This is a genomic window from Agrobacterium sp. LMR679, from assembly GCF_027157905.1.
Classification (GTDB): Bacteria; Pseudomonadota; Alphaproteobacteria; order Rhizobiales; family Rhizobiaceae; genus Agrobacterium; species Agrobacterium leguminum.
In genome coordinates this window covers 1183654-1207955 of the sequence record NZ_JAPVOJ010000002.1, presented here as the reverse complement: position 1 = coordinate 1207955, position 24302 = coordinate 1183654, and the positions used below count along the sequence as shown (strand labels likewise).

Genomic DNA, 24302 nt, shown 5'->3' with positions numbered 1-24302 from the left:
GCACAGGCCTGCAAAATTCACCTGAACGTTACCGATTTGTAATCCGCCCTTCCCTTGAAAAGCCGCATTTGCAGACACATTTCATAAGGGACGGCGCCTGATCACGCCGTAGTCTGATAGCTGGCTCGTCCCCCGCCGCGTCAGACCGGACAAAGGCCTTTCCCCCTCTCCGGGCCTTTGTCCTCCAATATGACCGCCATGGCCGACCCCTCCCGGCCATGGCGGTTTTATTTTATGCGCCGTTTCGGGCTGGCTTAAACATATCATGCGATATATATCGCGCTATCGAATTGCCGGGCTGAGCCGGCCGTGATGCTTTATGGGCGGAAAAATGGGTTTTTCCCGGGACGAATCGGCAATCTATCTCGCTTCGAAAATGGCGCGGGAATTCACCATGGCGCTGCAGAAAAGAGCCGCCGCCCTGGGTTTCTCGCCCGGACAATTCCCCATCCTCATCGAACTCTGGCATGAGGACGGCCTGACCCAGAGACAATTGCTCGATAGAATCGATGTCGAACAGGCGACGCTCGCCAATACGCTCTCGCGCATGGAACGTGACGGGCTGATCGTCCGCAAATCCCATCCAAGCGACCGCCGTGCCCAGATCATCGAGCTGACCCAGCGCGGCAGGGATCTGGAAGCCAACGCCATTGCCGCCTCCGAAGCCACCGAAGACGCGCTGCTGAAGGAGTTCCGGCGTTTCGAGAGACAGCTTCTGCTGGAATATATGCGCCGGGCGATCGAAAGCGCCAAAAAAGCGAAATAGCAATTACAGCCCGAAACCGCTTCGCACTTTCCCTGAACTGCTCTATCGTTCCGGCGGCCGCACGTTTGCCGATTCACGACGCGCCGGCCCCCTTGTTTCCCGCGATGCGCGATGCCCGGATGTTTCGTCTTATCGCCGGGTCACGACAGACATGACAGGATCAGCGATGACAGACGTTTCCCCCATTCTTTCCACCGCCGACGACAATCTCACCTCCAGCCTTGAGCGACTGTTCGAACTCGTACGTATTCCGTCGATTTCGACGGACCCCGCTTACAAGGCGGAATGCCGCAAGGCGGCGGAATGGCTGGTCAGAACACTTTCGGCGCTCGGCTTTACGGCCTCTGTGCGCGATACCGCCGGCCACCCCATGGTCGTGGCGCATCACGATGCGGCCACCAAGGACGCGCCGCATGTGCTTTTCTACGGCCATTATGACGTACAGCCGGTCGATCCGCTCGAGCTCTGGGAAAACGATCCGTTCGAACCCGCCGTCAAGGATATCGGCGCCGGCCGACAGGTGATTACCGGACGCGGAACGGCGGACGACAAGGGCCAGCTGATGACCTTCGTGGAGGCCTGCCGGGCGTACAAGGCTGTCAATGGCGGCCTGCCGGTGCGCGTCACCATTCTTTTTGAAGGCGAAGAAGAATCCGGCTCGCCGTCGCTGAAGCCTTTCCTCGAAGCCAATGCGGAAGAACTGAAGGCCGATTATGCGCTGGTCTGCGATACCGGCATGTGGGACCGGGATACGCCCGCCATTGCCGCAGCCCTTCGCGGCCTGGTCGGCGAGGAAGTCGTCATCACGGCAGCCGACCGCGATCTGCATTCCGGTCTGTTCGGTGGGGCGGCGGCAAACCCCATCCACATCCTCACCGATATTCTCGCCGGCCTACACGACGAGACCGGCCGGGTGACGCTTGCAGACTTTTATGACGGCGTGGAAGAAACCCCGGCCAACATCAAGGCCTCCTGGGAAACGCTGGGCCGCACGGCCGAAGCCTTCCTCGGCGAAGTCGGCCTTTCGGTTCCCTCGGGTGAAAAGGGCCGCTCCGTGCTGGAGCAGACCTGGGCGCGGCCGACGGCGGAAGTCAATGGCATCATCGGCGGCTATACTGGCGATGGTTTCAAGACCGTGATCGCCGCCAAGGCCTCTGCCAAGGTGTCTTTCCGCCTTGTCGGCGAGCAGGACCCTGCGGCCATTCGCGAAAGTTTCCGGGCCTATGTGCGCTCGAAGATTCCCGCCGACTGCTCCGTAGAGTTCCACGAACATGGCGGCTCACCAGCCATCCAGCTGTCTTACGATTCGCCCGTGCTGACCAAAGCCAAAAACGCGCTTTCGGAAGAGTGGCCGAAACCAGCCGTCGTCATCGGCATGGGTGGCTCGATCCCTATCGTCGGCGATTTCCAGAAGATGCTGGGAATGGATTCGCTGCTCGTCGGCTTCGGACTTACCGATGACCGTATTCATTCGCCGAATGAAAAATACGACCTGCAGTCCTTCCACAAGGGCATCCGCTCCTGGGTCCGCATTCTCGACGCGCTCGCGGCGAAATAAACCAGAAAAAGAGGAGGCGCCGAATTTGCGGCACCTCCTCGGCACATAAACAAAAAGGCCGGGCAAGCCCGACCTTTCCATCCGTTTTCCGTCAATGCCAGTACATCCGTGGTCAAAGCGTTCAAACGGCCTGATGCTCCAGAGCGCGTCAAATTTATCGACGCTGCTTTCCGGCTCAGGATCGGCTGCTTTGGTTAATCTTTGGTTAACACAACAGCAGGGGCACTTTTAAAAGCGCCATTCCCGGCAGTTCCGGTCCGGAGCACTGTTGAACCCTATATTGGTATGTGACCTGGCTTTTTCAAGGGCAACCGGTCCAGCCCCTTCCTGCAAAAGAAAAAGGCCGGAAAAATCCGGCCTTTCCATTCATGCGAATGACCCTTTCGGGCCAAAGCGCTTATCAGGCAGCAACGAGGTTGCCTGCGGACATCTTGCCCGAGCGACGATCCTGCATCAGCTCGTAGGAGAGCTTCTGGCCGTCGTTGAGGGCGGTCAGACCAGCGCGCTCAACAGCGGAGATGTGAACGAATACGTCCTGCGAACCGTCGTCAGGCTGAATGAAGCCGTAGCCCTTGGTTGCGTTGAACCACTTTACTGTACCAGTCGCCATAACGATTTCCTTCCGTTGGCAATTGTATTTGCACTGCGAGCAGTGCGGACTTGGGTCGAATTTGAAGGAAAAGATCGTCGTGAGCGTCTAAAAAGACGCCGAAGCTCTGGTCGTCAAACAAATATCGATGGCGAAGTACCTAGGTTGGAAGGGGCTGAAAGTCAAGTTTCTTTGAACACGACCATCTGGTCAGGGTTCAGCGGGGAGCCAGACAACAGGAACGCCAAAAAGCAAAAACCCGGCGCGGGAGGAGGTGCGCCGGGTTCTTGAAACTGACTGACAATTGGGAGGAGGAGTATTGTCAGTCCAATCGGGCGACGCTGGGAGGAGGAGTGCGTCGCTTCGATGATTTGAAGATACAGGATCGCCGCTTAAAAAACAGACGTTTCATCGCAGCGCAGCATTGCGCAAAATGCATAGCTGTTTCGAGGTGACTTGAAGCTTCTCCGCGTAACGCCTAATAAATACGCATGTCTATCGAATCCGTCAGAGCCTTTTTCACCGAAAAGTCGCCCGAGGTTGCCGTGATCGAAACGGAAACCAGTTCGGCGACGGTTGCGCTGGCCGCCGAAGCGCATGGCGTCGACCCCGACCAGATTGCGAAAACCATTTGCCTGAAGGCGGGTGAAACCATTCTTCTCGTCGTCGCCGCCGGCACGAAGCGGCTCGACAACCGCAAATTCCGCGATCATTTCGGCGCAAAGCCGCGCATGCTCGGACCGGAAGAGGTGGTTGCGGTGACCAGCCATCCCATCGGCGGCGTGTGCCCTTTCGGCCTGCCCTCCCCGCTTCCGGTGTTTTGCGACGTATCGCTGAAAAACTATCATGAGGTGGTTCCCGCGGCCGGCGCCACCAATGCGGCGGTGAAGATTTCGCCGGAGGTGATGGCCGAATTGACGGGAGCGGAATGGGTCGACGTCTGCCAATGACGCCGATTTGATCCGGCCAGGACTTAACCCCGCCTTAAATCGCCGCATTTAAACTCTTCATCCTGGATTAAGGATCGCGCAGGCATAGAAGCCTGAAACCCGAACGGGATGCGCGCGGTTTCGCGAATAGGAGCGACTTCGGCTGGATGGCAGGCAAGGGTAAATCACGCGAACGGGTAGAACCCTCCTTCGGGGATTTCCACGAATCCGGTGATGACCTGCGCCTCGACGCCAGCGAGCGCATCAGCGGAACCACAAAGCAGCAAGCCGGAAAACCGAAGCCGACATCCGGTCGCACCAAATCCAGGAAAAAAGAAAAGCGCACCCGCAGTTCCGGGCGCGGCGCGACGGGCTTCATTCGCTCCCTCGTCTATTGGTGCATCGTACTTGGCATCTGGGGCGGCATCGGTGTTGCCGGTCTCGTTCTCTATTACGGCGCGCGCATGCTCAGCGCCAGCAGCTGGTCCATTCCCGAACGCCCGCCGAATGTGAAGATCGTTTCGGTGAATGGCAGCGTACTGGCCAATCGCGGTACCACCGGCGGCGAGGCGCTCGCGCTGGAAGATATGTCGCCCTATATTCCGCAGGCCGTTATGGCGATTGAGGACCGGCGGTTTTATTCGCATTTCGGGGTCGATCCGCTCGGTCTCGGACGCGCCATCGTCACGAATGTGCTGACGGGACGAACCGTGCAGGGCGGCTCGACGCTGACGCAGCAGCTCGCGAAAAACCTGTTCCTCTCGCCGGATCGCACGCTGGAACGCAAGGTTCAGGAAGTGCTGCTGTCCTTCTGGCTGGAGCATAAGTTCACCAAGGACCAGATTCTCGCGATGTATCTCAATCGCGTCTATTTCGGCTCCAACGCCTATGGCGTCGAGGCGGCCTCGCGGCGCTACTTCAACAAATCCGCGCGCGACGTCAATCTGGGCGAGGCGGCCATGCTGGCCGGGCTTCTTAAAGCGCCCTCGCGCCTTTCGCCGGCGCGCGACCCGCAGGCGGCGGAAGAGCGGGCGCAGGTCGTGCTGCAATCCATGCGCGATGTCGGCTTCATCACCGACGATGAAATCAAGACCGCCATGTCGCAGCCGCCGACCAAGGCGAAACGGTTCTGGTCTGGCGCCGAACATTACGCCGCCGATATGGTGCTGGAGGAAGTGCGCAACCTCGTCGGCGAGGTCAAGCAGGACATCGTGGTCGACACGACCATTGACCCCAATCTCGAGCGTGACGCCGAAAAGGCGCTGACCCACGTGCTGCAGGGCGATGGCAAGAAGCAGGGCGCTTCGCAGGCGGCGCTGGTTTCCATCGATGGCACGGGCGCGATCCGGGCCGTGGTGGGCGGGGCGGATTATGCCGAAAGCCAGTTCAACCGCGCCGCCAAGGCAAAACGGCAACCCGGCTCCGCATTCAAGCCCTTCGTTTACGTCGCCGCGCTCGAATCCGGGCTCACTCCCTATACCGTTCGTAACGACGCGCCCGTTCGTATCGGCAACTGGACCCCGGAAAATTACGAGAAGAAATATCGAGGCGAAGTGACGCTCGCCACCGCGCTCGCCAATTCGCTGAACACCATTGCCGCGCAGCTGGTGATGGAAGTGGGTCCGGATCGTGTGACCCAGGTGGCGCATCGCATGGGCATCGAATCCGAGCTGCAGAACAATGCCTCCATCGCGCTCGGCACCTCGGAAGTGTCGCTGATGGAGCTGACGGCCTCCTACGCCCCCTTCATGAATGGCGGCTACAAGGCGACGCCGCATATCGTCAAACGCATCACCGATGCGGATGGCAAGGTGCTTTACGAAAACAAATACGACAACCCGCCGCGCGTCCTGAGCGAAGAGATAGCCGCGACCATGAACAGCATGCTGTCGCGCGTCATCACCGAAGGCACCGGCAAGGCGGCACGGCTGCAGGGCTGGCAGGCGGCAGGAAAATCCGGCACGACGCAATCGTTCCGCGACGCCCTTTTTGTCGGCTACACAAGCAACCTGACCACCGGCGTGTGGTTCGGCAATGACGACGGCACATCGATGAAGAAGGTCACCGGCGGCGGGCTTCCCGCAAAGGCCTGGAAAGATTTCATGACCGCCGCCCATTCCGGCCTTTCGCCTTCGCCGCTCTTCGGGCTTGGCGCAGGCGGCGTGCCGCCGCTTGGGGAAATGCAGCAGCCGGCGCCGGAAAGCGCGCCATCCTCCATCGGCGATATCATTTCCAATGCGCTCGGCGGCGGAACGACGGATAATCGTGCCTATCCCGAAGCCCCCGTTGCGCCGAATCCGAATCAGCCCGGTGTGCCGATGCCGCCGGCAAATATCCCTTCCCGCGATATCGAACCCGGCTATTCAGCCGGCAACGGGCCTGTGCCACCCGCCGATATCGGCGGTCAGGCGCCATCCGGACCGAAGCAGACGACCCTGCTCGATATTCTGATGGGAAACTGACGGCTTAGGATGGCCGAAAGGCGCTTGTCTCAGGGCCGATGGCGATTTCGCCAGCGCTGCACGAAAATTCCCGATTTTGCAGGTTTTGGTTCCATGGGACCGGCCGTCTCCGCAGCCACGAGCGGAGAGGATGCCGACCCTGCAACATCCGCGTGCAGTCTCATTAACCGTAGATTGCCATTTGCGCCGGGGCGGTTACATTTCGGATGACTTTTTACGGTAAATGAATTATTAATCGTTCATATAAATTAATTTTCTTCTATCAAAATAACTTTTCAGGGCTTTATATTATGCTGGGTACTAAAGGCTCATCGCATGCCGTTTTTTACGGTGCCTCCTATTCCGCAGCCTCCACTTTCGAATCGCCGGAAACGCAACCTTCCTCTTCGGAAAAAACCGTCTCCGCATTCCTGCGCGGCCAGTTCGCGCTCAAAAGAACGATGGATATCGCAGGGGCGTCCATCGCCCTTGTCGCACTCGCGCCGGTGTTGCTCACCGTGGCAGTGATGGTCAAACTCGACAGCAGGGGACCGGTCCTGTTTTCACAGGTCCGCTGGGGCATGAACGGGCGGAAAATCCGTGTCTATAAATTCCGCTCCATGAGGACCGATCTTTGCGACGCCACCGGTGTGGCGCAAACGGTGAAGAACGACCCCAGAATAACCCGGATCGGCGCGGTTCTTCGCCGCACGAATATCGATGAACTGCCGCAGCTTCTGAATGTGCTGAAAGGCGATATGTCGCTGGTCGGGCCCCGCTGCCATGCCATCGGCATGCTGGCGGCCGGCCGTCTTTATGAGGAGCTGGTGCCGCACTACCATATGCGGCACCGGGTGCGGCCGGGCATAACCGGCCTTGCCCAGATGCGGGGCTTGCGCGGCCCGACGGATCGCAGCGACAAGGCGCGCGCCCGAATCGTCTCCGATCTTTATTACGTCGACAATTTTTCGCTCTGGCTGGATATCAAGATCATGGTCGGAACGGTGATTTCCGAGTTGCGCGGCGGCAAGGGGTTCTGATTTTTCAGGCGCCATTGCCGCAGCCGCAATCCGCCGCTGCAAAAATAAAAAGCCCGGCAGCGATGCCGGGCTTTTTTCATGAGATCATCATGACAATCAGTTTGTCGGCGCGGGAGCCGCAGCGGGATCCGGAAGCGGCGCCGGGTTTGCCGACAACGTCCGCAGATAAGCGATGAGATCGGCGCGTTCCGTCTCCTTCTTCACGCCCGCAAAGCCCATGGCCGTGCCGGGAACGTGTTTCTTGGGAGCTTCGAGGAAGAAGCTGAGATGATCGTAATCCCAATGCACGGAACCGCCCTTGGAGAAATCCTTCATGCCCGCGGAGTAGCTGAAACCTTCATGGCTGGCGATCGGCCGGTTGACGATATCGAAGAGATTGGGGCCGACCTTGTTTGCACCACCACTCTCTCCGGTATGACAGCTCGTACACTTCTTGAAGACCGTCTCGCCCTTGGCGGCATCGGCGCTCGCAAGCAATTGCGCGATCGGCGTCGCCGCGGCAGCGGTTTCTCCGCCACCTGCTTCGCCGCCACCCTCTGCCGCAGCAATGGCGTAACCTTCCTTTTCGGGCGCAGGCGCATGGAAAATGCCCTCAGACGCAATCGACACCGACATCAGGACGAAAACCGTGCCAAGCAACGCCCCAACGCCCATATTTACATAAGAATTCATCTATATGCGCTCCCTCGCATCCGCTTGATATAACGGGCATCTTGAAATTGCTCGAAAGCTATGGCTTTTGCACAGCCTGCGCAACTTGAATAATGCTCCCCACACCGTGACGTTTTGACACTTTTCGGGCGGGATTTGAAGGGTGTCGGATGAAGAATCGGGATTTCGAGAAAGCTGTCGTCCTCATACCGGCGCGGATGGCATCCACGCGCCTGCCGGGCAAACCGCTCGCCGACATCGGCGGCAAGCCGATGATCGTGCAGGTGGCGCTGCGCGCACGCGAGGCCGGCGCGGAGCGAATCGTTGTAGCCGTCGATGACGAACAGGTGTTTTTGGCCGTCAAAAATGCCGGTTTCGACGTGATGATGACGCGCGACGACCACCAATCCGGCTCGGACCGCATTTTCGAAGCGCTGCAGAAAGCCGATCCCTATGGCAAGGCGGAATATGTCATCAATGTCCAGGGCGATCTTCCGACCATCGAAGCGGAGACGATCCGCGCTTCGCTGCGTCCGCTGGAAAATGCCGCCGTCGATATTGCGACACTGACGGTCGAAATCACCGACGAGGAAGAAAAAACCAATCCGAACGTGGTGAAAGTGGTGGGCAGCCCGCTTTCCGAGTCGCGATTGCGCGCGCTTTATTTTACCCGCACCACCGCCCCTTATGGCGATGGCCCGCTTTATCATCACATCGGACTTTATACCTATCGCCGCGCCGCGCTGGAGACATTCGTGAGCCTGCCGCCCTCGCCGCTGGAAAAACGCGAGCGGCTGGAACAGCTGCGCGCGCTGGAAGCGGGGATGCGCATCGACGCCGAGATCGTCAGTTCCGTGCCGCTCGGCGTCGACACGCCGCACGATCTGGAAAAAGCCCGCAAAATCCTCGCAAGCAGAACCCTCTAACGGACAGTCCCATGACCTTGAGCACAAATCGCATTGCCTTCCAGGGCGAATTCGGCGCGAATTCCGATATGGCCTGCCGCGACATGTTCCCGGATATGGAGCCTTTGCCGTGCCCGACATTCGAGGATGCCTTCAACGCCATTGAAAATGGCGAAGCCGATCTCGGCATGATCCCGATTGAAAACACGCTGGCCGGCCGCGTTGCGGATATCCATCACCTGCTGCCGGAATCGCGCCTGCACATCATCGGCGAATATTTCATGCCGATCCGCTTCCAGTTGATGGTGATGCCGGGCGTGAAGAAGGATGAAATCCGCACCGTCCACAGCCACATTCACGCGCTTGGCCAGTGCCGGAAAATCATCCGCTCGAACGGCTGGAAGCCGGTCATCGCCGGCGATACGGCAGGCTCCGCAAGGCTCGTTTCAGAAAAGGGCGACCGCAGCATGGCGGCTCTCGCGCCGCGCCTTGCCGCCAACCTCTACGGCCTGGATATTCTCGCTGAAAACGTCGAGGATTCGGAAAACAACGTCACGCGTTTCGTTGTGCTTTCCCGCGATGAAAACTGGGCCAAGCGTCAGTCTAGTGACGAAATCGTCGTCACTACCTTTGTCTTCAACGTCCGTAATATTCCGGCCGCGCTCTACAAGGCCATGGGCGGCTTCGCGACCAACGGCATCAACATGACGAAGCTCGAAAGCTACCAGCTCGGCGGCAAATTCGTGGCGACGCAGTTTTATGCCGATATTGAAGGCCATCCCGATGACGAGCCGGTGCGGCATGCGTTGGACGAGTTGCGCTTCTTCTCCGAAAAAGTCCGTATTCTCGGCGTCTACAAGGGCCATGCGATGCGCGGCAAGCTCAACCAGGGTTGAGCCTGCCGAACGCGATTATTTCGTCCATTCCACCCAGTCGCGCATCAGCCGGTGCGCGATTGCGCCGCCGGGAGGCGCGGAAAAGCCCTCACCCGTTGCCGTCTCCAGCATCTTGGCGACTTCCGCACGTGTGAACCAGCGGCAATCCTCCAGTTCGATCTCATCGCGGGCAATATCGAAAGACAGTGCCTCGGCATAACAGCCGATCATCAGCGTATGCGGCATCGGCCAGGGCTGCGACGCGTGATAACGCACGCGGCCGATTTCGACGCCGGATTCCTCATGCGTTTCGCGGCGGACGGCCTGCTCGATGGTTTCGCCCGGCTCCACAAAACCGGCAAGGCACGAATACATGCCCGGTGCAAAATGCGCACCGCGGCCAAGCAGGCAAAGATCACGCTCTATATCGATCGTCATCATGATGACGACGGGATCGGTGCGGGGAAAAATCGTGTGGTTGCAGGCGGCGCAGATACGCTTGTAGCCGCCGATACGCAGCTCCATGGCGCCGCCGCACTTACCGCAAAAACGATTGTCGGCATTCCAGTGGGTGAGGCTGACGGCCTGGGCAACCTCGCTCAACAATTCCTCATCGAGAAGATGGTCGCGATAAAGGGTACGGGCATCGGCGAGTTTATAGTGGCTCGCGAGCTGATCCTCGGCGACAGCCACCGGCACCGCAATTCTCGGCTCGCCGGTTTCGCGATATCCGAGCAGCACGGCATTGTCGAAATCCGGCTGCAGTTCTGCCAGCTCATAGGCGGAAAACAGGGGGTCGATGACCTGCTCGTCATGCTTCAGGACAAGCCGGTTGCCGGAAAAGGCAAAAATATGGGTGCCGTCTATTTTCAGTGCATCGGCAACGCACTCCTCCGTTCGCTTTTCAGCGAAACGGTCGAGGGCGTTTTTGGAAAAGGCCGTCAGCAGGCTAGCTTCGGGATGGGGGGCAGTGGTTTCAAAAATTTTCATGGAAATCATCAGAGCGCGCCGGAGATTTTTTTCATCAAAGTTTCCTTTTCGCCCACGGCATAAGGCACAGGCGTTCCGTGACCCCAGATGGGACCCGGCCAGCAGGTGTCTCCTTCATTGCGGGCGATAATATGGACATGAAGCTGCCGGACGATATTGCCCAAAGCACCGACATTGATCTTGGTGGCTCCGGTGATTTCTTTCAAAGCAGACGCGACGAGATTGGTCTCGAATGTCAGCACGGCCTGATCAAGCGGGGTGAGATCGAACAATTCACTGACGCCATCTCGCTGCGGCACCAGCACCAGCCAGGGCCAGCGGTTGTCGTTTTGCAAACGCAGTTCACATAGTCCCAAACGCGTCACAAGCACACTGTCGCGCGCCAGTCTGTCGTCCAGCCGGAATGTCTCCAAGGTGTCCTCCATGTTTGTTTTCATCGTGATAGCAGTTTTTTGAAGGCTTGGCTTGCATTTGCTTTCGATATTGCCGATATGTGGCCCCGGGAGGTTGGTGGTGGACGAGCCACTCGCCAACCGGGTCAGGTCCGGAAGGAAGCAGCCCTAACGAGCCCGGCACGGGTCGCCGTGCCAGCCTCCCACCTTTTTTAAAAGACGTGCTCAGCTTTCGCCGGGCCAGTTCAGCGCCCCAAGACAACTGGCAAAACAAACTGGCGAGGCAATGAGCGACACCGTACCCACCACATCAAGCGAATCCCAGGTCGGGACCGGCTACCGGGTACTGGCGCGCAAATACCGTCCCAAGGATTTTTCCGATCTGATGGTCGGCCAGGAGCCGATGGTCCGCACGCTGACCAACGCCTTCGAGACCGGGCGTATCGCGCAGGCCTATATGCTGACCGGCGTTCGCGGCGTGGGCAAGACGACCACGGCCCGCATTCTCGCCCGCGCGCTGAACTACAAGACCGACACCATCGACAAGCCGACCATCGACCTGCGCATTCCCGGTGAACATTGCCAGGCGATCATGGAAGGCCGGCATGTCGACGTGATCGAGATGGACGCCGCCTCCCATACCGGCATCGACGATATTCGCGAGATCATCGAGCAGGTGCGTTATCGCCCGGTATCGGCGCGCTACAAGGTCTATATCATCGACGAAGTGCACATGCTGTCGACGCAGGCTTTCAACGGTCTTCTGAAGACCTTGGAAGAGCCGCCGGAGCATGTGAAATTCATCTTCGCGACCACCGAAATCCGCAAGGTTCCGATCACCGTTCTGTCGCGCTGCCAGCGCTTCGATCTGCGCCGCATCAGCGCCGCCGATCTGGTCGGCCTGTTCACCGCAATTGCCGGCAAGGAAGGTTTCGAAGCCGATCCGCAGGCGCTGTCGATGATCGCCCGCGCTGCCGAAGGTTCCGCCCGTGACGGTCTTTCCCTTCTCGATCAGGCGATTGCCCATGGTGGAGGCCGCGTTGAAGCCGAAGCGGTGCGCGGTATGCTCGGCCTTGCCGACCGTGCACGTATCGTCGATCTCTTCCAGCATGTCGTCAAAGGCGATGTCGCGGCCGCCCTTTCGGAATTCAACGGGCAATATGAGGCGGGTGCAAACCCTGTCGTGGTGTTGAATGACCTTGCCGATTTCACCCATCTCGTCACCCGCATGAAATATGTGCCTGATGCGGCGGAAGACCCCTCGCTTTCCGAGATCGAACGCGTGCGCGGCGCAGAATTTGCCGAGACGATTGCAGTAACCGCGCTGTCGCGCATCTGGCAGATGCTGCTGAAGGGCATTCCGGAAACGGAAAATGCCTCGCGCCCGGCGGGTGCGGCCGAAATGGTGCTGATCCGGCTTTCGCACGCCGCCAATCTGCCCGCACCTGAAGATGCCGCACGGCGCTTGGCGGAGCTTTCGAACGGTGACGGCGGTTACGCCAATGGCGGACCTTCGGGCGGCGGCAATGGCGGCGGTGCGCGCGCTTATTCATCAGGACAGATCGTAGCCGCGGGAAGACCTGTCGATCTTCCCGCCCAGCGCCAGGCGACGCCACAGACCTCCGCCGTGCTGCGCGCTGTTCCGGACAGCCGCCCGCAGGAGATGCAGGTCGCGGCACCGAAAACAGAAGAGCGGCCGGAGCCGAAGGTTCCCGTGAATTCGGTACAGGATATTGCCGATCTCTGCCAGAAGAACCGCGATCCCGTCATGCGGGCCAAGGTGCGCAACTTTGTGCGGCTGGTGCGGCTGGAGCCCGGCCGACTTGATATGCGCCTCGGCGAAGGCGCGCCCGGATCGCTTCCCGGCGAACTTGGCGTCAAGCTCAAGGAATGGACCGGTATCCACTGGATCATCAGCCTCAGCAAGGAACAGGGTGAGCCGACCCTTGTCGAAGCAGAAGGCAATGCCCGCGACGCCCGTCTTGTCGATGCGCGTCAGGATCCTGACGTGGCCGCCATTCTGGCGCAGTTTCCCGGCGCAAAAATTACCGACGTGCGCATCCGCGCCGCCGCACAGGATGAGGCCGAAGAGATCGCGCCGCCATCGGTTGCCGAATCGAGCGAAGGCGACATCCTTCCCGGCGACGACATCGAGTTTTAAACAAAAAGAACAGGAGATTGGCACATGCGTGACATCATGGGCATGATGGGCAAGGTCAAGGAAATGCAGTCCAAGATGGAGAAGGTGCAGGAAGAAATCGCCGCCCTTGAAGTCGAAGGCAGGGCCGGCGGCGGCCTCGTGACCGTCATTCTCAACGGCAAGGGCGAAATGCGCGGCCTGAAAATCGATCCTTCGCTGTTCAAGGAAGATGAGGTAGAAACCCTCGAGGACCTGATCGTGGCTGCTCACAAGGACGCCAAGGAAAAAGGCGAAGCGCAGGCGCAGGAAAAGATGGCTGGCCTGACTGCGGGCCTCCCGTTGCCGCCCGGCATGAAATTCCCGTTTTGATGTAATCCGACTGAAGAGGATGGCGTGACGCACGCCGTCCTCGCGTCAAGACAGGGTCTAGGCTTCCAGCATCGCGCGGAACCGGCTTGCAAGGGGCGTTTCGAGATAGGCCGCGCGTTCAGTAATGTTGAGCTGCATGGGACGGAAGCGCTGGAGAATGGTCGGTATGGCCAGTTTCGTTCCCTGATAGGGTGCGAAGGCGATATCCTCCCCGGCGGCGAGCATTCCACCTTTCAGCACCCGGCAATAAAAACCCGGCTGGCCCGCCTGCCGGAAACGCGGTGCGAAATCAGGATCGCCGATGCGGGCTGACAGGGTGGCGCAGGGAATGCGGGCAGCGGTCACCTCCAGCACGACTTCGCTGGCCGAGAACCTGTCGCCGACATGGAGTTTTGCGCTGTCGGCCCCCTCCAGCACGAGGTTTTCGCCGAAAAATCCGGGTTCGACCACAAAACCCAGAGAGCGCGACCAGAAGTCGAGATCGACGGACCCCATGACGTAAATCGCCTGATCCGGCCCGCCGTGATGTTTGCGATTGCAGACGGCGTCGCTGACGATACCTTCGGCATCCACCATGACCGGGCCCTTCACGGCATGTTTGAAGATGCCTGTCTTCGCCGTCTTTCCCGGCAGGCTTTTTGCCTCGCCCCGGCATACCGCCCTGATTTTCATGGACTGCCCTTTGCGCTTCATGATTCCCGTTTCCCGATTTATGCAGTAGAAAGCGCTCATGGCAAAACGAGTCACCGGTCCTGAAATTGAAAAACTGATCCAGCTTCTGGCAAAAGTGCCGGGGCTTGGGCCCCGCTCGGCGCGGCGGGCGGCGTTGCATCTCATCAAGAAGAAGGAACAGCTTCTCGGGCCGCTGGGCCATGCCATGGGCGAGGCCTATGACAAGGTGAAGATCTGCTCCTGCTGCGGCAATGTCGATACGATCGACCCCTGCACCGTCTGCGCCGACGACCGGCGCGACCAGTCGGTCATCATCGTGGTGGAGGACGTGTCAGATCTCTGGGCGCTGGAGCGGACGGGTGCGATGAATACCGCCTATCACGTTCTGGGCGGCACGCTTTCGCCGCTCGACGGCGTCGGGCCGGAGGATTTGAATATAAAGGGCCTGATCGACCGTGTCAGCGCCGGCGGCATTCGCGAGCTTATCATCGCCGTCAATGCGACGGTGGAGGGGCAGGCAACCGCCCACTACATTACCGACCGCCTTTCCGGTCTCGACATCAAGATCACCCGGCTTGCACATGGCGTGCCGGTGGGCGGTGAGCTCGATTATCTCGACGAAGGCACATTGACGGCGGCGCTTCGGGCGCGCACGACGATCTGAAGTCACCCTCCCTCCCCGTCATTCAAAGAGGAGACCGAATGCGAAACCATTTTGCCGAGAAGGCACTGGCTGCACTTCTTTCCGTTTTTTCAGCAACAACGGCTTTAGCGCAATCGGCACCGACAGGAGCAGCGGCAGCCCGATATGACGCTGAATTTAATGCCTGGCTGAAAAAGGAAATCTGGCCGGAAGCCCGCAAGGCCGGCATTTCGCAAAAGACGCTTGAAGCTACGCTCAGCGGTCTCTCCATCAGCTGGAACCTGCCAGATCTCGTCATTCCCGGCCAGAAGCCACCGAAGGAACAGAGCCAGAGCCAGGCGGAATTTTCCTCGCCCGGCGCCTATTTCTCAGAAAAACGGCTGCAGGGGCTTGCCGGCACCGGCCGCTCGCTTGCCGCCACCCATGCGGCTACGCTGCGCAGGATCGAAGCGAAATACGGCGTGCCCGGTGATATCGTCGTTGCGATATGGGGCCGCGAATCCGGTTTCGGCCGGGCAAAACTGCCACATTCCGTGGTCGATGTACTGGCCACGAAAGCCTATATGTCCACCCGCAAGGAGATGTTCCGCACCGAGCTGATCGATGCGCTGAAGATCGTCGAAAGCGGCGATATCGCAGCCTCGCGCATGATGGGCTCCTGGGCCGGCGCGCTCGGCCAGCCGCAATTCATGCCGTCTAGCTATCTCAAATATGCCGTGGATTTCGATGGCGACGGCCATCGCGATATCTGGAATTCCGTGCCGGACGCGCTGGCATCCATAGCGAACTATCTTTCCCAGCGCGGCTGGCAGAGAAATCGCGACTGGGGTTTCGAAGTGTCGATCCCCGCCAATGTTTCCTGCGCGCAGGAAGGCCCCGACCTTGCCCGGCCGGTGGCCGATTGGGCGAAGATGGGCATTACCCGCATTTCCGGAAAAGCCTTCCCGTCCAATGACCTTTCCGCCGATGGCATGATGCTGGTTCCGGCCGGACGGCACGGGCCGGAATTCGTGGTGACGCCGAATTTTTACGTCATCAAGGAATATAATAATTCCGATCTCTACGCGCTGTTCATCGGCAATCTCGCCGACCGCATCGCCCATGGGGCGGGCCCGTTCAAGGGTGAATGGGGCAATGTCGGATCGATGCTGCGCTCGGATGTTCTCACCATGCAGAAGGCGCTGGTGGCCAAGGGTTACGATGTCGGCAAGGCGGACGGGCTGGCGGGTTTCAAGACGCGTCGCTCACTCGGCGATTGGCAGGCTAAAAACGGCTTGGCCCCAACGTGTTTTCCAGACGCCACGCTGAAGACGAAGCTGAAGTAGCGTTGCTGGCAACGTGTGAAAACCTCTCCTCCGTCATGCTCGGGCCTGTCCCGAGCATCTGCAACCGATTGATTTAACGATAGGTGTTTAGATCCTCGGGACAGTCCCGAGGATGACGGGGGAGTGTGTGGGAGGGGCATCGCCACTCACTTAACCATCGTCTCTCAATGCTGATCCGTATGGGGCTTGTGAAAGATATCGTCGGTCGGCGGAATGGTCTGCCGCTCGATCATCCGGTGCACGCGTGGCCGTGTCTTGCCGCGATGAAGCTCAAGCAGCCGGTCCCAGGCCTCCGCATCTGCCTGGGTGCGGCGGTGGTTGTGGCGGACATATTCCACCCAGGTCGGCACATGGTAGCTTTCGGTCCAGATGTCGGGGTTTTCCAGATCGCGCATCAGGTTCCAGTTGCGTGCGCCATCCCGGATGCGGATACGGCGGCGCTCGGCCATCAGCGGCAGGAATTCGCCGAGGTCCTCGTCATGGATTTCGTAGTCGATGAGGATGGCGATGGGGCCGCTGCGCGGCTTGATATCCAGCCTCAGCGGCGGTTCAACGAAACGGTTGAGCGGATCGAGATTGAGCGAGGCGAAGGCGGGCATCGCGAGCTTGAAGCCGACGACGACGCCAAGTAACATCAGCGCGCAGGAACAGAGCAGCGAATAGGAAATGCCGTAATCTTCCGCCAGCTCGCCCCACAGCCAGCTGCCGACCGCAATGCCGCCGAAGGTAAGCGTCTGGTAGAGCGAGAGCGCCCGGCCAACCACCCAGCGAGGGGTGGAGAGCTGGACGATGGTGTTGAAGAGCGACAGCGCCAGAACCCAGCAGGCGCCGGCAACGGTCAGAACCAGCGAGGTCACGATCGCACTCGTGCTCACCGCCGTTACGCCAGCGCTGAAGGCGAAGCCAAGAAATGCGACGCGCACGATCCATTCGCTGGACAGGACCTCGCGCAATCTGGCGCTGATCAGGGCACCGCCAATGGCGCCGACGCCGAAGGCGCCCAGCATGACGCCGTAGGTCAGAGGGCCGCCTTCGACCAGATCGCGGGCGACGATGGGCATCAAAGCGAGGATGGCGCTGGCGGAAAGGCCGAAAAGGAAGCCGCGCACCAGCACCTTGCCGATGTTGGGCGACATCGCCACATAACGCATGCCGGCGGAGATGGCGGCAAGAAGCTGCTCACGCGGCAATGTCGATGCGTATTTGGGCGGCTGCCAGCGAAACAAGGCGTAGATCAGCGTGAAATAGCTCAGCGCATTCACGAAAAACGCGGCGGCGGCACCGGCAGCTGCGACGATGATGCCGCCAATGGCCGGGCCAACACTGCGGGTGATATTGAAACCGACGCTGTTCAGCGTCACGGCGGCGGGCAAATCCTCGCGTGGAACCATCTCGCCGACGGAGGCCTGCCAGGATGGATTGTTGAGCGCGGTGCCGCAGCCGATCATAAAGGTGAAGAAGAGAAGCAGCCAGGGCGTGAGCCAGCCGGACCAGGCAAAGACGGTGAGCAGCACGGACGCCGTCAGCATCAGGAGCTGCGCCGAAATCATAATGCGGCGGCGGTCGAAACTGTCGGCCAGCGCCCCTGAAATCAGCGAGAACAGCATGATCGGCAAAGAGGTGGAGGCCTGCACCAGCGCGATCATGTTTTCCGAACTTGAGAGCGACGTCATCATCCATGCGGCGCCCACCGCCTGGATCAGTCCACCGAAATTCGAGGCAAGGCTGGCGATCCAGATTCGTCTGTAAGTCAAATGCCTTAAAGGCGCGAGTGGCGATTTACGGTCAGGCACGCTCTGTCCACTTGATGCAACTGCGATTTGTCAAACGGCAACTATAGACAGTGCCGGCAATCATGCCAGCCTTTCCGACATGGTAAGGGTGAAAATGTGGCCGAGACGTCGCTGAAACGCAGACGCCCGCGAAAACCTTGCAATCCTGCCCCGATGGGTCTATATGACGCCTGAAATTCTTGATCGCTTGATGAAGAGTGGGGCCGCAAGGCTCCGCTCTTTTTCGTTAGGCGAACCGGAAACCACGGGCCGAGTGCCCGGTGAAAATCAAAGACCGGAAGGCCAGATGGCAGACACCGCACAAGAACCGCGACTGATAACCGAAACGGGCATCGACCAACGTATCGCCGAGATCATCGAGCCTGTTCTGACGGGCATGGGGTATCTTCTGGTGCGCGTGCGGCTCTCCAACCAGAACGGCATGACGCTGCAGGTGATGGCCGAGCGCGAAGACGGCAGCATGACCGTCGAGGACTGCGAAGCCGTCTCCATGGCGATTTCACCGGTTCTTGATGTGGAAGATCCGGTCGATAAAGCGTATCATCTCGAAGTTTCCTCGCCCGGCATCGACCGGCCAATGGTTCGCAAATCGGATTTCACCCGCTGGCAGGGTCATCTGGTGAAGGTCGAAACCTCCATTCTGGTCGAGAACCGCAAGCGGTTTCGCGGCAAGATCGTCGAGGTCAATGCGGACGGCTTCAAGCTGGAACGCGACCAGATCGCCTATGGCGAGGAACCGACAGTCATCATTCCGTTCAGCGCGCTTTCGGATGCGAAGCTCATTCTGACGGACGATCTTATTCGTGATGCGCTGCGGGCAGACAAGGCGGCCAAGGCCGCCGCCGCAAACCAGAACGACGAAAACGAAGCAGACGAAGACTAATTCCAACGTAAAGCCCGGAAACAAGGGCGAACCCCGCAATCATGCGACTTACGGAGATAGAAAAATGGCAGTGAGTGCTAACCGGCTTGAGCTTCTGCAGATCGCCGATGCTGTGGCGCGCGAAAAGGTCATCGACCGCGAAATCGTGCTTGCCGCAATGGCCGACGCTATCCAGAAAGCCGCCCGCTCGCGCTATGGTTCGGAAACCAACATCCGCGCCGACATCAACTCCAAGACCGGCGAAATCCGCCTGCAGCGTCTTCTGGAAGTTGTCGAGGCCGCCGAGGATTATTCGACCCAGATCCCGCTTGAGCTGGCCCGCGACCGCAACCCCGACGCCAAGCTCGGCGATTTCATCGCCGATCCGCTGCCGCCGATGGATTTCGGCCGTATCGCCGCACAGTCCGCCAAGCAGGTCATCGTTCAGAAGGTACGCGAAGCCGAGCGTGACCGCCAGTATGACGAGTTCAAGGACCGCATCGGCGAAATCGTCAACGGCACCGTCAAGCGCGTCGAATATGGCAATGTCATCGTTGATCTTGGCCGTGGCGAAGGCATCATCCGTCGTGACGAGATGATTCCGCGGGAAAACATGCGTTACGGCGACCGCGTTCGCGCCTATGTCTACGACGTTCGCCGCGAACAGCGCGGCCCGCAGATTTTCCTGTCGCGTACCCATCCGCAGTTCATGGTGAAGCTCTTCACGATGGAAGTTCCTGAGATTTACGACGGCATCATCCAGATCAAGTCGGTTGCCCGTGACCCCGGTTCGCGCGCCAAGATCGCCGTCATCTCGAACGACTCGTCGATCGATCCGGTCGGCGCCTGCGTCGGTATGCGCGGTTCGCGCGTTCAGGCCGTCGTCGGCGAACTCCAGGGCGAAAAGATCGACATCATTCCGTGGAGCCAGGAACCGGCTTCCTTCATCGTCAACGCCCTGCAGCCGGCGGAAGTCGCCAAGGTCGTTCTGGATGAAGAATCCGAGCGTATCGAAGTGGTGGTTCCGGACGAGCAGCTGTCGCTTGCCATCGGCCGTCGCGGCCAGAACGTGCGTCTGGCATCGCAGCTGACCGGCTGGGATATCGACATCATGACGGAGCAGGAAGAATCCGAGCGCCGGCAGAAGGAATTCAACGAGCGCACAGCCCTGTTCATGGAAGCCCTCGACGTCGACGAAATGGTCGGTCAGGTTCTGGCCTCCGAAGGCTTCGCGCAGGTCGAAGAACTTGCTTATGTCGATCTGGACGAAATTTCCTCGATCGACGGCTTCGACGAAGACACCGCCGATGAAATCCAGACCCGCGCCCGCGAATATCTGGAACGCCTGGAAGCCGAAATGGACGCCAAGCGCAAGGAACTCGGCGTTTCCGACGAACTGCGCCAGATCGACGGCCTGACCTCGCAGATGATGGTGGCGCTGGGCGAAGACGGCATCAAGACCATCGAGGACTTTGCCGGTTGTGCGGCGGACGATCTGGTCGGCTGGAGCGAGCGCAAGGACGGCGAGACGAAGAAGTTCGAAGGCATCTTCTCCAAGCTCGACGTTTCGCGCGTCGAAGCCGAGAACATGGTGGTGCAGGCTCGCCTTCTGGCAGGCTGGATCACCGCCGAAGAGCTCGCTTCCGCAGAGGAAGCCGATGCGGAAGCTGCCGAGGAGGCGGATACCGCCGAGCAGGAATGATATCGCAGGCGCATGAGCCGGATGAGCTACCCGAGACGGATGATGACGGGCGGATCAAGGGCGACGTCAATGGACGTATGTGCATTGTGACACGGCAGAGTGGATCGCCCGATGAGCTGATCCGCTTCGTCGCAGGACCGGATGGCAACGTCGTGCCGGACCTGAAACGCCAATTGCCGGGGCGCGGCTGCTGGGTGACACCCGAGCGTGCCCTGATCGAGAAGGCCATCGCGAAGAAGCTTTTCGCGCGGGCACTCAAACGCGACGTCAAGGCCGGGCCGGAGCTTCTTGCTCTTCTCGACTGGCTGATGGCGCAGCAGCTTGCAGGGATGATGAACATGGCGCGCAAGGCGGGCCAGTTCATCAGCGGCGCGACGAAGGTCGATGCCGCCGTCCGGTCCGGGAATGCGATTGCCGTGTTCCATGCAACCGATGCTGCGGCAGACGGCGTGAGGAAACTGGACCAGGCCCGCAAGGCCTGGGCGCTCGGCAGCGATGCCGGCAATGAAATTCCGTCCTTCCGGCTCTTCAGTGGGGCCGAAATGGACGAGTTGATGGGCCAGAATGCTTTTATCCATGCCTGCGCGCTTGCAGGGCAGGCGGGTGAGGGTGTAGTGAAGCGCGCAACGATGCTTGAGCGGTACCGCCTTGGCGGCCAACCTCAGGCGGAACGCGACGCTGCCCGGACAGAACAATGACGCGGTCGACTGAAATGTACGGTCGCCGCGTTCCGATGCAGCAATTGAACGACGAGACCTGATGAACGTCATCCGGTTCTCGTCCGAAGGAACGGGAACGGAATGACCGACAACAACGACGACAAGACACTTAACGCACCTGCCAAGAAGACTCTCACCCTCAAGCCGGGCGGGATGAATCAGGGCACCGTGCGGCAGGATATGGGTCGAGGTCGCACGAACGCGGTTGTCGTGGAAACACGCAAGCGCCGCCCCCTGCGTCCGGAAGACGAGAAGCAGGTTCATTCGACCGCAGCGCCCGCTCCGAAGCCGGCCGCCCCTGCCCCCGCGGCAGCACCGCGTCCGCAGGCACCGCAGCAGCGCATCCACCAGCCCAGCGGCCAGCAGCAGCGTCCGGGTTCCTCCCAGCCGCAGCAGCGTCCCGGCTCGTCCGCACCGCAGCAGCGCCAGCCAGAGCGTCCGCGCGGCAACGTCCTGCACGATCTGTCCGCAGGCGAGATGGAAGCCCGCCGCCGCGCGCTGATGGAAGCACAGGCTCGTGACGTGATCGAAGCCAAGCAGCGTGCCGAAGATGAAGCGCGCCGCAAGGTGGAGGAAGAACTCCGCATCGCCGCCGAAAAGGAAGAGGCTGCACGCCGTGCCGCCGAGGAAGCCGCAGCCGCCAAGGTGGCGGCAAGCCAGCCGGCCGTGGAGGCGAAATCCGAACAGGCCGCTGAAAAGCCGGCTGTCACCGCTCAGCCGGCGCCGCGCTCGGAGGCTCGTCCTCAGCCCGCCGCTGCTGCGCCCGGTCGCGCAACCGCGGAAACCGCTGCTCCGCGCGGACGCCGTACCGATGGCGACGATGAGGACGATCGCGGTGCACGCCGTGGTAACCTGCCGGTTCGTGGCAAGGTGGCCGCACCTGCGCCTGCGAAGCCCGCAGCCCGCCTGAAGACGGAAGAAGAACGCCGTCGCGGCAAGCTGACCGTCACCTCGTCCAACCTGGATGAAGACGGCACGCCGCGTGGCCGCTCCATGGCATCCATGCGCCGCCGCCAGGAAAAATTCCGCCGCAGCCAGATGCAGGAGACCCGTGAAAAGGTCATGCGCGAAGTGATCCTGCCTGAGACCATCACCATTCAGGAACTGTCGCAGCGCATGTCCGAACGGGCCGTCGACGTCATCAAGTTCCTGATGAAGGAAGGCCAGATGATGAAGCCGGGCGACGTGATCGACGCCGATCTGGCGGAACTGATCGCGGTCGAATTCGGCCACACCGTCAAGCGCGTTTCCGAATCCGACGTGGAAGAAGGCATCTTCAACCAGGCGGATGACGAAGGCGAAATGCTGCCGCGTCCGCCGGTTGTCACGATCATGGGTCACGTCGACCACGGCAAGACCTCGCTGCTCGACGCCATTCGCCAGGCGAATGTGGTTGCAGGCGAAGCCGGTGGCATCACCCAGCATATCGGTGCCTATCAGGTCGAAAAGAACGGCCAGAAGATCACCTTCATCGACACCCCCGGCCACGCCGCCTTCACGGCCATGCGTGCCCGTGGTGCGCAGGCGACGGATATCGCCGTTCTGGTGGTCGCCGCTGACGACAGCGTGATGCCGCAGACGATCGAGTCCATCAACCATGCCAAGGCAGCCGGTGTTCCGATCGTCGTTGCGATCAACAAGATCGACAAGCACGAGGCAAACCCGGAAAAGGTTCGCCAGCAGCTCTTGCAGCACGAAGTCTTCGTGGAATCGATGGGCGGTGAAGTTCTTGACGTGGAAGTCTCCGCCAAGAAACAGCTTGGCCTCGACAAACTGCTTGAAGCGATCCTCCTGCAGGCTGAAATTCTCGACCTCAAGGCAGATCCGAACCGGACCGCAGAAGGTACCGTCATCGAAGCGGAACTCGACCGCGGCCGCGGTGCCGTCGCTACAGTTCTCGTGCAAAAGGGTACGCTGAAGCCTGGTCAGATCATCGTGGCTGGCGACCAGTGGGGCCGCGTTCGCGCTCTCGTCAACGACAAGGGTGAACACGTCAAGGAAGCCGGTCCGGCCATGCCTGTCGAGATTCTCGGTCTTTCCGGCACGCCATCTGCCGGTGACCGTTTCGCGGTTGTCGAAAACGAAAGCCGTGCTCGCGAGATTTCCGAGTACCGCCAGCGTCTGGCACGCGACAAGGCTGTCGCCCGTCAGACGGGCCAGCGCGGTTCGCTGGAACAGATGATGAGCCAGCTGCAGACTTCGGGAATGAAAGAATTCCCGCTGGTCATCAAGGCAGACGTGCAGGGTTCGGTCGAAGCCATCATCGCTTCGCTCGACAAGCTCGGCACCGACGAAGTCCGCGCTCGTATCGTTCACTCGGGCGCTGGCGCCATCACGGAATCGGATATCTCGCTTGCCGAGGCATCCAACGCCGCGATCATCGGCTTCAACGTTCGTGCCAACGCACAGGCACGTACGGCTTCCGAACGCGCCGGCATCGAGATCCGCTACTACAACATCATCTACGATCTGGTGGATGACGTGAAGGCAGCGATGTCGGGCCTGCTTTCGCCGGAGCGTCGCGAGACCTTCCTCGGCAACGCGGAAATCCTCGAAGTGTTCAATATCACCAAGGTCGGCAAGGTCGCGGGTTGCCGCGTCGTCGAAGGCAAGGTGGAACGTGGTGCAGGCGTGCGTCTGGTTCGCGACAACGTCGTCATCCACGAAGGCAAGCTCAAGACCCTCAAGCGCTTCAAGGACGAAGTGGCAGAAGTGCCGGTCGGTCAGGAATGCGGTATGGCCTTCGAGAACTACGAAGACATCCGCGCCGGCGACACCATCGAGTGCTTCCGCGTCGAACACATCACGAGAACGCTCTAAAGCATTTCCAGGAAAAGTGGACCCCGGTTTTCCGTCCGGAAATGCGATAGAACAAAGAGCGTTCTCGCCGCAAAACAGGACTTTACTGTCGGGCGCCGGCTTACCGGCGCTCGCTCCGTTT

The 24302-nt window shown here is 60.2% G+C and carries 21 protein-coding genes and 1 other RNA gene; 16 read left to right on the top strand and 6 right to left on the bottom strand.

Going from position 1 to position 24302, the window contains the following annotated elements; translation table 11 throughout:
• The first annotated feature begins 331 nt into the window (after positions 1-331).
• Entirely contained in the window at positions 332-766 is a 435-nt protein-coding gene (locus O3W47_RS16510; protein WP_162936757.1) for a MarR family winged helix-turn-helix transcriptional regulator, read from the top strand.
• Positions 767-932: 166 nt separating this feature from the next.
• Positions 933-2324, top strand: a complete 1392-nt coding sequence (locus O3W47_RS16505; RefSeq protein ID WP_080818420.1) for a dipeptidase — start codon at positions 933-935, stop codon at positions 2322-2324.
• A 400-nt stretch (positions 2325-2724) separates the two neighbouring features.
• Here O3W47_RS16505 and O3W47_RS16500 read toward each other — a convergent pair whose 3' ends face one another.
• A complete protein-coding gene (locus O3W47_RS16500; RefSeq protein ID WP_003492998.1) occupies positions 2725-2934 on the bottom strand; it encodes a cold-shock protein in 210 nt (69 codons plus the stop codon).
• Between the two features lie 470 nt (positions 2935-3404).
• On the opposite strand from O3W47_RS16500, the gene O3W47_RS16495 reads away from it, so the two are divergent.
• From O3W47_RS16495 to O3W47_RS16485, 3 genes are all read left to right on the top strand, one after another.
• Complete coding sequence (locus O3W47_RS16495; RefSeq protein WP_065654782.1) at positions 3405-3863, top strand: YbaK/EbsC family protein; 459 nt, start codon at positions 3405-3407, stop codon at positions 3861-3863.
• Between the two features lie 146 nt (positions 3864-4009).
• Positions 4010-6304 carry a transglycosylase domain-containing protein gene (locus O3W47_RS16490; protein WP_269314162.1) on the top strand — a complete coding sequence of 765 codons (2295 nt, stop codon included), beginning with the start codon at positions 4010-4012 and terminating at the stop codon, positions 6302-6304.
• 290 nt (positions 6305-6594) lie between these two features.
• On the top strand, positions 6595-7323 hold the full coding sequence (locus tag O3W47_RS16485) for a sugar transferase (RefSeq protein WP_269314161.1): 729 nt from the start codon (positions 6595-6597) through the stop codon (positions 7321-7323).
• Between the two features lie 96 nt (positions 7324-7419).
• Here O3W47_RS16485 and O3W47_RS16480 read toward each other — a convergent pair whose 3' ends face one another.
• On the bottom strand, positions 7420-7995 hold the full coding sequence (locus O3W47_RS16480) for a c-type cytochrome (RefSeq protein ID WP_080818431.1): 576 nt from the start codon (positions 7993-7995) through the stop codon (positions 7420-7422).
• Positions 7996-8144: 149 nt separating this feature from the next.
• Here O3W47_RS16480 and O3W47_RS16475 point away from each other — a divergent pair, with 149 nt between their 5' ends.
• Positions 8145-8900 (top strand): 3-deoxy-manno-octulosonate cytidylyltransferase, encoded by a 756-nt coding sequence (locus O3W47_RS16475; protein ID WP_080818433.1) that lies wholly within the window; start codon positions 8145-8147, stop codon positions 8898-8900.
• Positions 8901-8911: 11 nt separating this feature from the next.
• Entirely contained in the window at positions 8912-9775 is an 864-nt protein-coding gene (locus tag O3W47_RS16470; RefSeq protein WP_003524315.1) for a prephenate dehydratase, read from the top strand.
• Between the two features lie 15 nt (positions 9776-9790).
• On the opposite strand, the gene nudC is transcribed toward O3W47_RS16470, so the two are convergent.
• Both nudC and O3W47_RS16460 read right to left on the bottom strand, forming a co-directional pair.
• Positions 9791-10753 carry an NAD(+) diphosphatase gene (gene nudC, locus O3W47_RS16465; protein WP_080818435.1) on the bottom strand — a complete coding sequence of 321 codons (963 nt, stop codon included), beginning with the start codon at positions 10751-10753 and terminating at the stop codon, positions 9791-9793.
• Positions 10753-11181 carry an HIT domain-containing protein gene (locus O3W47_RS16460; protein WP_059758936.1) on the bottom strand — a complete coding sequence of 143 codons (429 nt, stop codon included), beginning with the start codon at positions 11179-11181 and terminating at the stop codon, positions 10753-10755. The genes nudC and O3W47_RS16460 overlap by 1 nt, the downstream gene beginning before the upstream one ends.
• 65 nt (positions 11182-11246) lie before the next feature.
• Here O3W47_RS16460 and ffs point away from each other — a divergent pair.
• The 3 genes from ffs (at position 11247) to O3W47_RS16445 (ending at position 13645) form a co-directional block, all read left to right on the top strand.
• Positions 11247-11343, top strand: an RNA gene (gene ffs, locus O3W47_RS16455) — signal recognition particle sRNA small type.
• Positions 11344-11422: 79 nt separating this feature from the next.
• A complete protein-coding gene (locus tag O3W47_RS16450; RefSeq protein ID WP_269314160.1) occupies positions 11423-13297 on the top strand; it encodes a DNA polymerase III subunit gamma/tau in 1875 nt (624 codons plus the stop codon).
• 24 nt (positions 13298-13321) lie between these two features.
• Positions 13322-13645, top strand: coding sequence for a YbaB/EbfC family nucleoid-associated protein (locus tag O3W47_RS16445; RefSeq protein ID WP_269314159.1), 324 nt, complete (start codon positions 13322-13324; stop codon positions 13643-13645).
• A gap of 57 nt (positions 13646-13702) precedes the next feature.
• On the opposite strand, the gene O3W47_RS16440 is transcribed toward O3W47_RS16445, so the two are convergent.
• Positions 13703-14338 carry an MOSC domain-containing protein gene (locus tag O3W47_RS16440; RefSeq protein ID WP_269314158.1) on the bottom strand — a complete coding sequence of 212 codons (636 nt, stop codon included), beginning with the start codon at positions 14336-14338 and terminating at the stop codon, positions 13703-13705.
• A 37-nt stretch (positions 14339-14375) separates the two neighbouring features.
• Here O3W47_RS16440 and recR point away from each other — a divergent pair, with 37 nt between their 5' ends.
• Entirely contained in the window at positions 14376-14981 is a 606-nt protein-coding gene (recR, locus tag O3W47_RS16435; protein WP_003507177.1) for a recombination mediator RecR, read from the top strand.
• A 38-nt stretch (positions 14982-15019) separates the two neighbouring features.
• The gene (locus O3W47_RS16430) at positions 15020-16285 is read left to right on the top strand and encodes a lytic murein transglycosylase (RefSeq protein ID WP_269314157.1); all 1266 of its coding nucleotides are present in this window, start codon (positions 15020-15022) and stop codon (positions 16283-16285) included.
• A 164-nt stretch (positions 16286-16449) separates the two neighbouring features.
• On the opposite strand, the gene O3W47_RS16425 is transcribed toward O3W47_RS16430, so the two are convergent.
• Positions 16450-18078, bottom strand: coding sequence for an MFS transporter (locus O3W47_RS16425; RefSeq protein ID WP_269314156.1), 1629 nt, complete (start codon positions 18076-18078; stop codon positions 16450-16452).
• Positions 18079-18364: 286 nt separating this feature from the next.
• On the opposite strand from O3W47_RS16425, the gene rimP reads away from it, so the two are divergent.
• From rimP to infB, 4 genes are all read left to right on the top strand, one after another.
• Positions 18365-18961, top strand: coding sequence for a ribosome maturation factor RimP (rimP, locus tag O3W47_RS16420; RefSeq protein WP_269314155.1), 597 nt, complete (start codon positions 18365-18367; stop codon positions 18959-18961).
• A gap of 64 nt (positions 18962-19025) precedes the next feature.
• Complete coding sequence (gene nusA / locus O3W47_RS16415; RefSeq protein ID WP_080818441.1) at positions 19026-20642, top strand: transcription termination factor NusA; 1617 nt, start codon at positions 19026-19028, stop codon at positions 20640-20642.
• Complete coding sequence (locus O3W47_RS16410; RefSeq protein ID WP_269314154.1) at positions 20639-21340, top strand: RNA-binding protein; 702 nt, start codon at positions 20639-20641, stop codon at positions 21338-21340. The genes nusA and O3W47_RS16410 overlap by 4 nt, the downstream gene beginning before the upstream one ends.
• 102 nt (positions 21341-21442) lie before the next feature.
• A complete protein-coding gene (gene infB, locus O3W47_RS16405; protein WP_269314153.1) occupies positions 21443-24181 on the top strand; it encodes a translation initiation factor IF-2 in 2739 nt (912 codons plus the stop codon).
• Positions 24182-24302 lie beyond the last annotated feature (121 nt).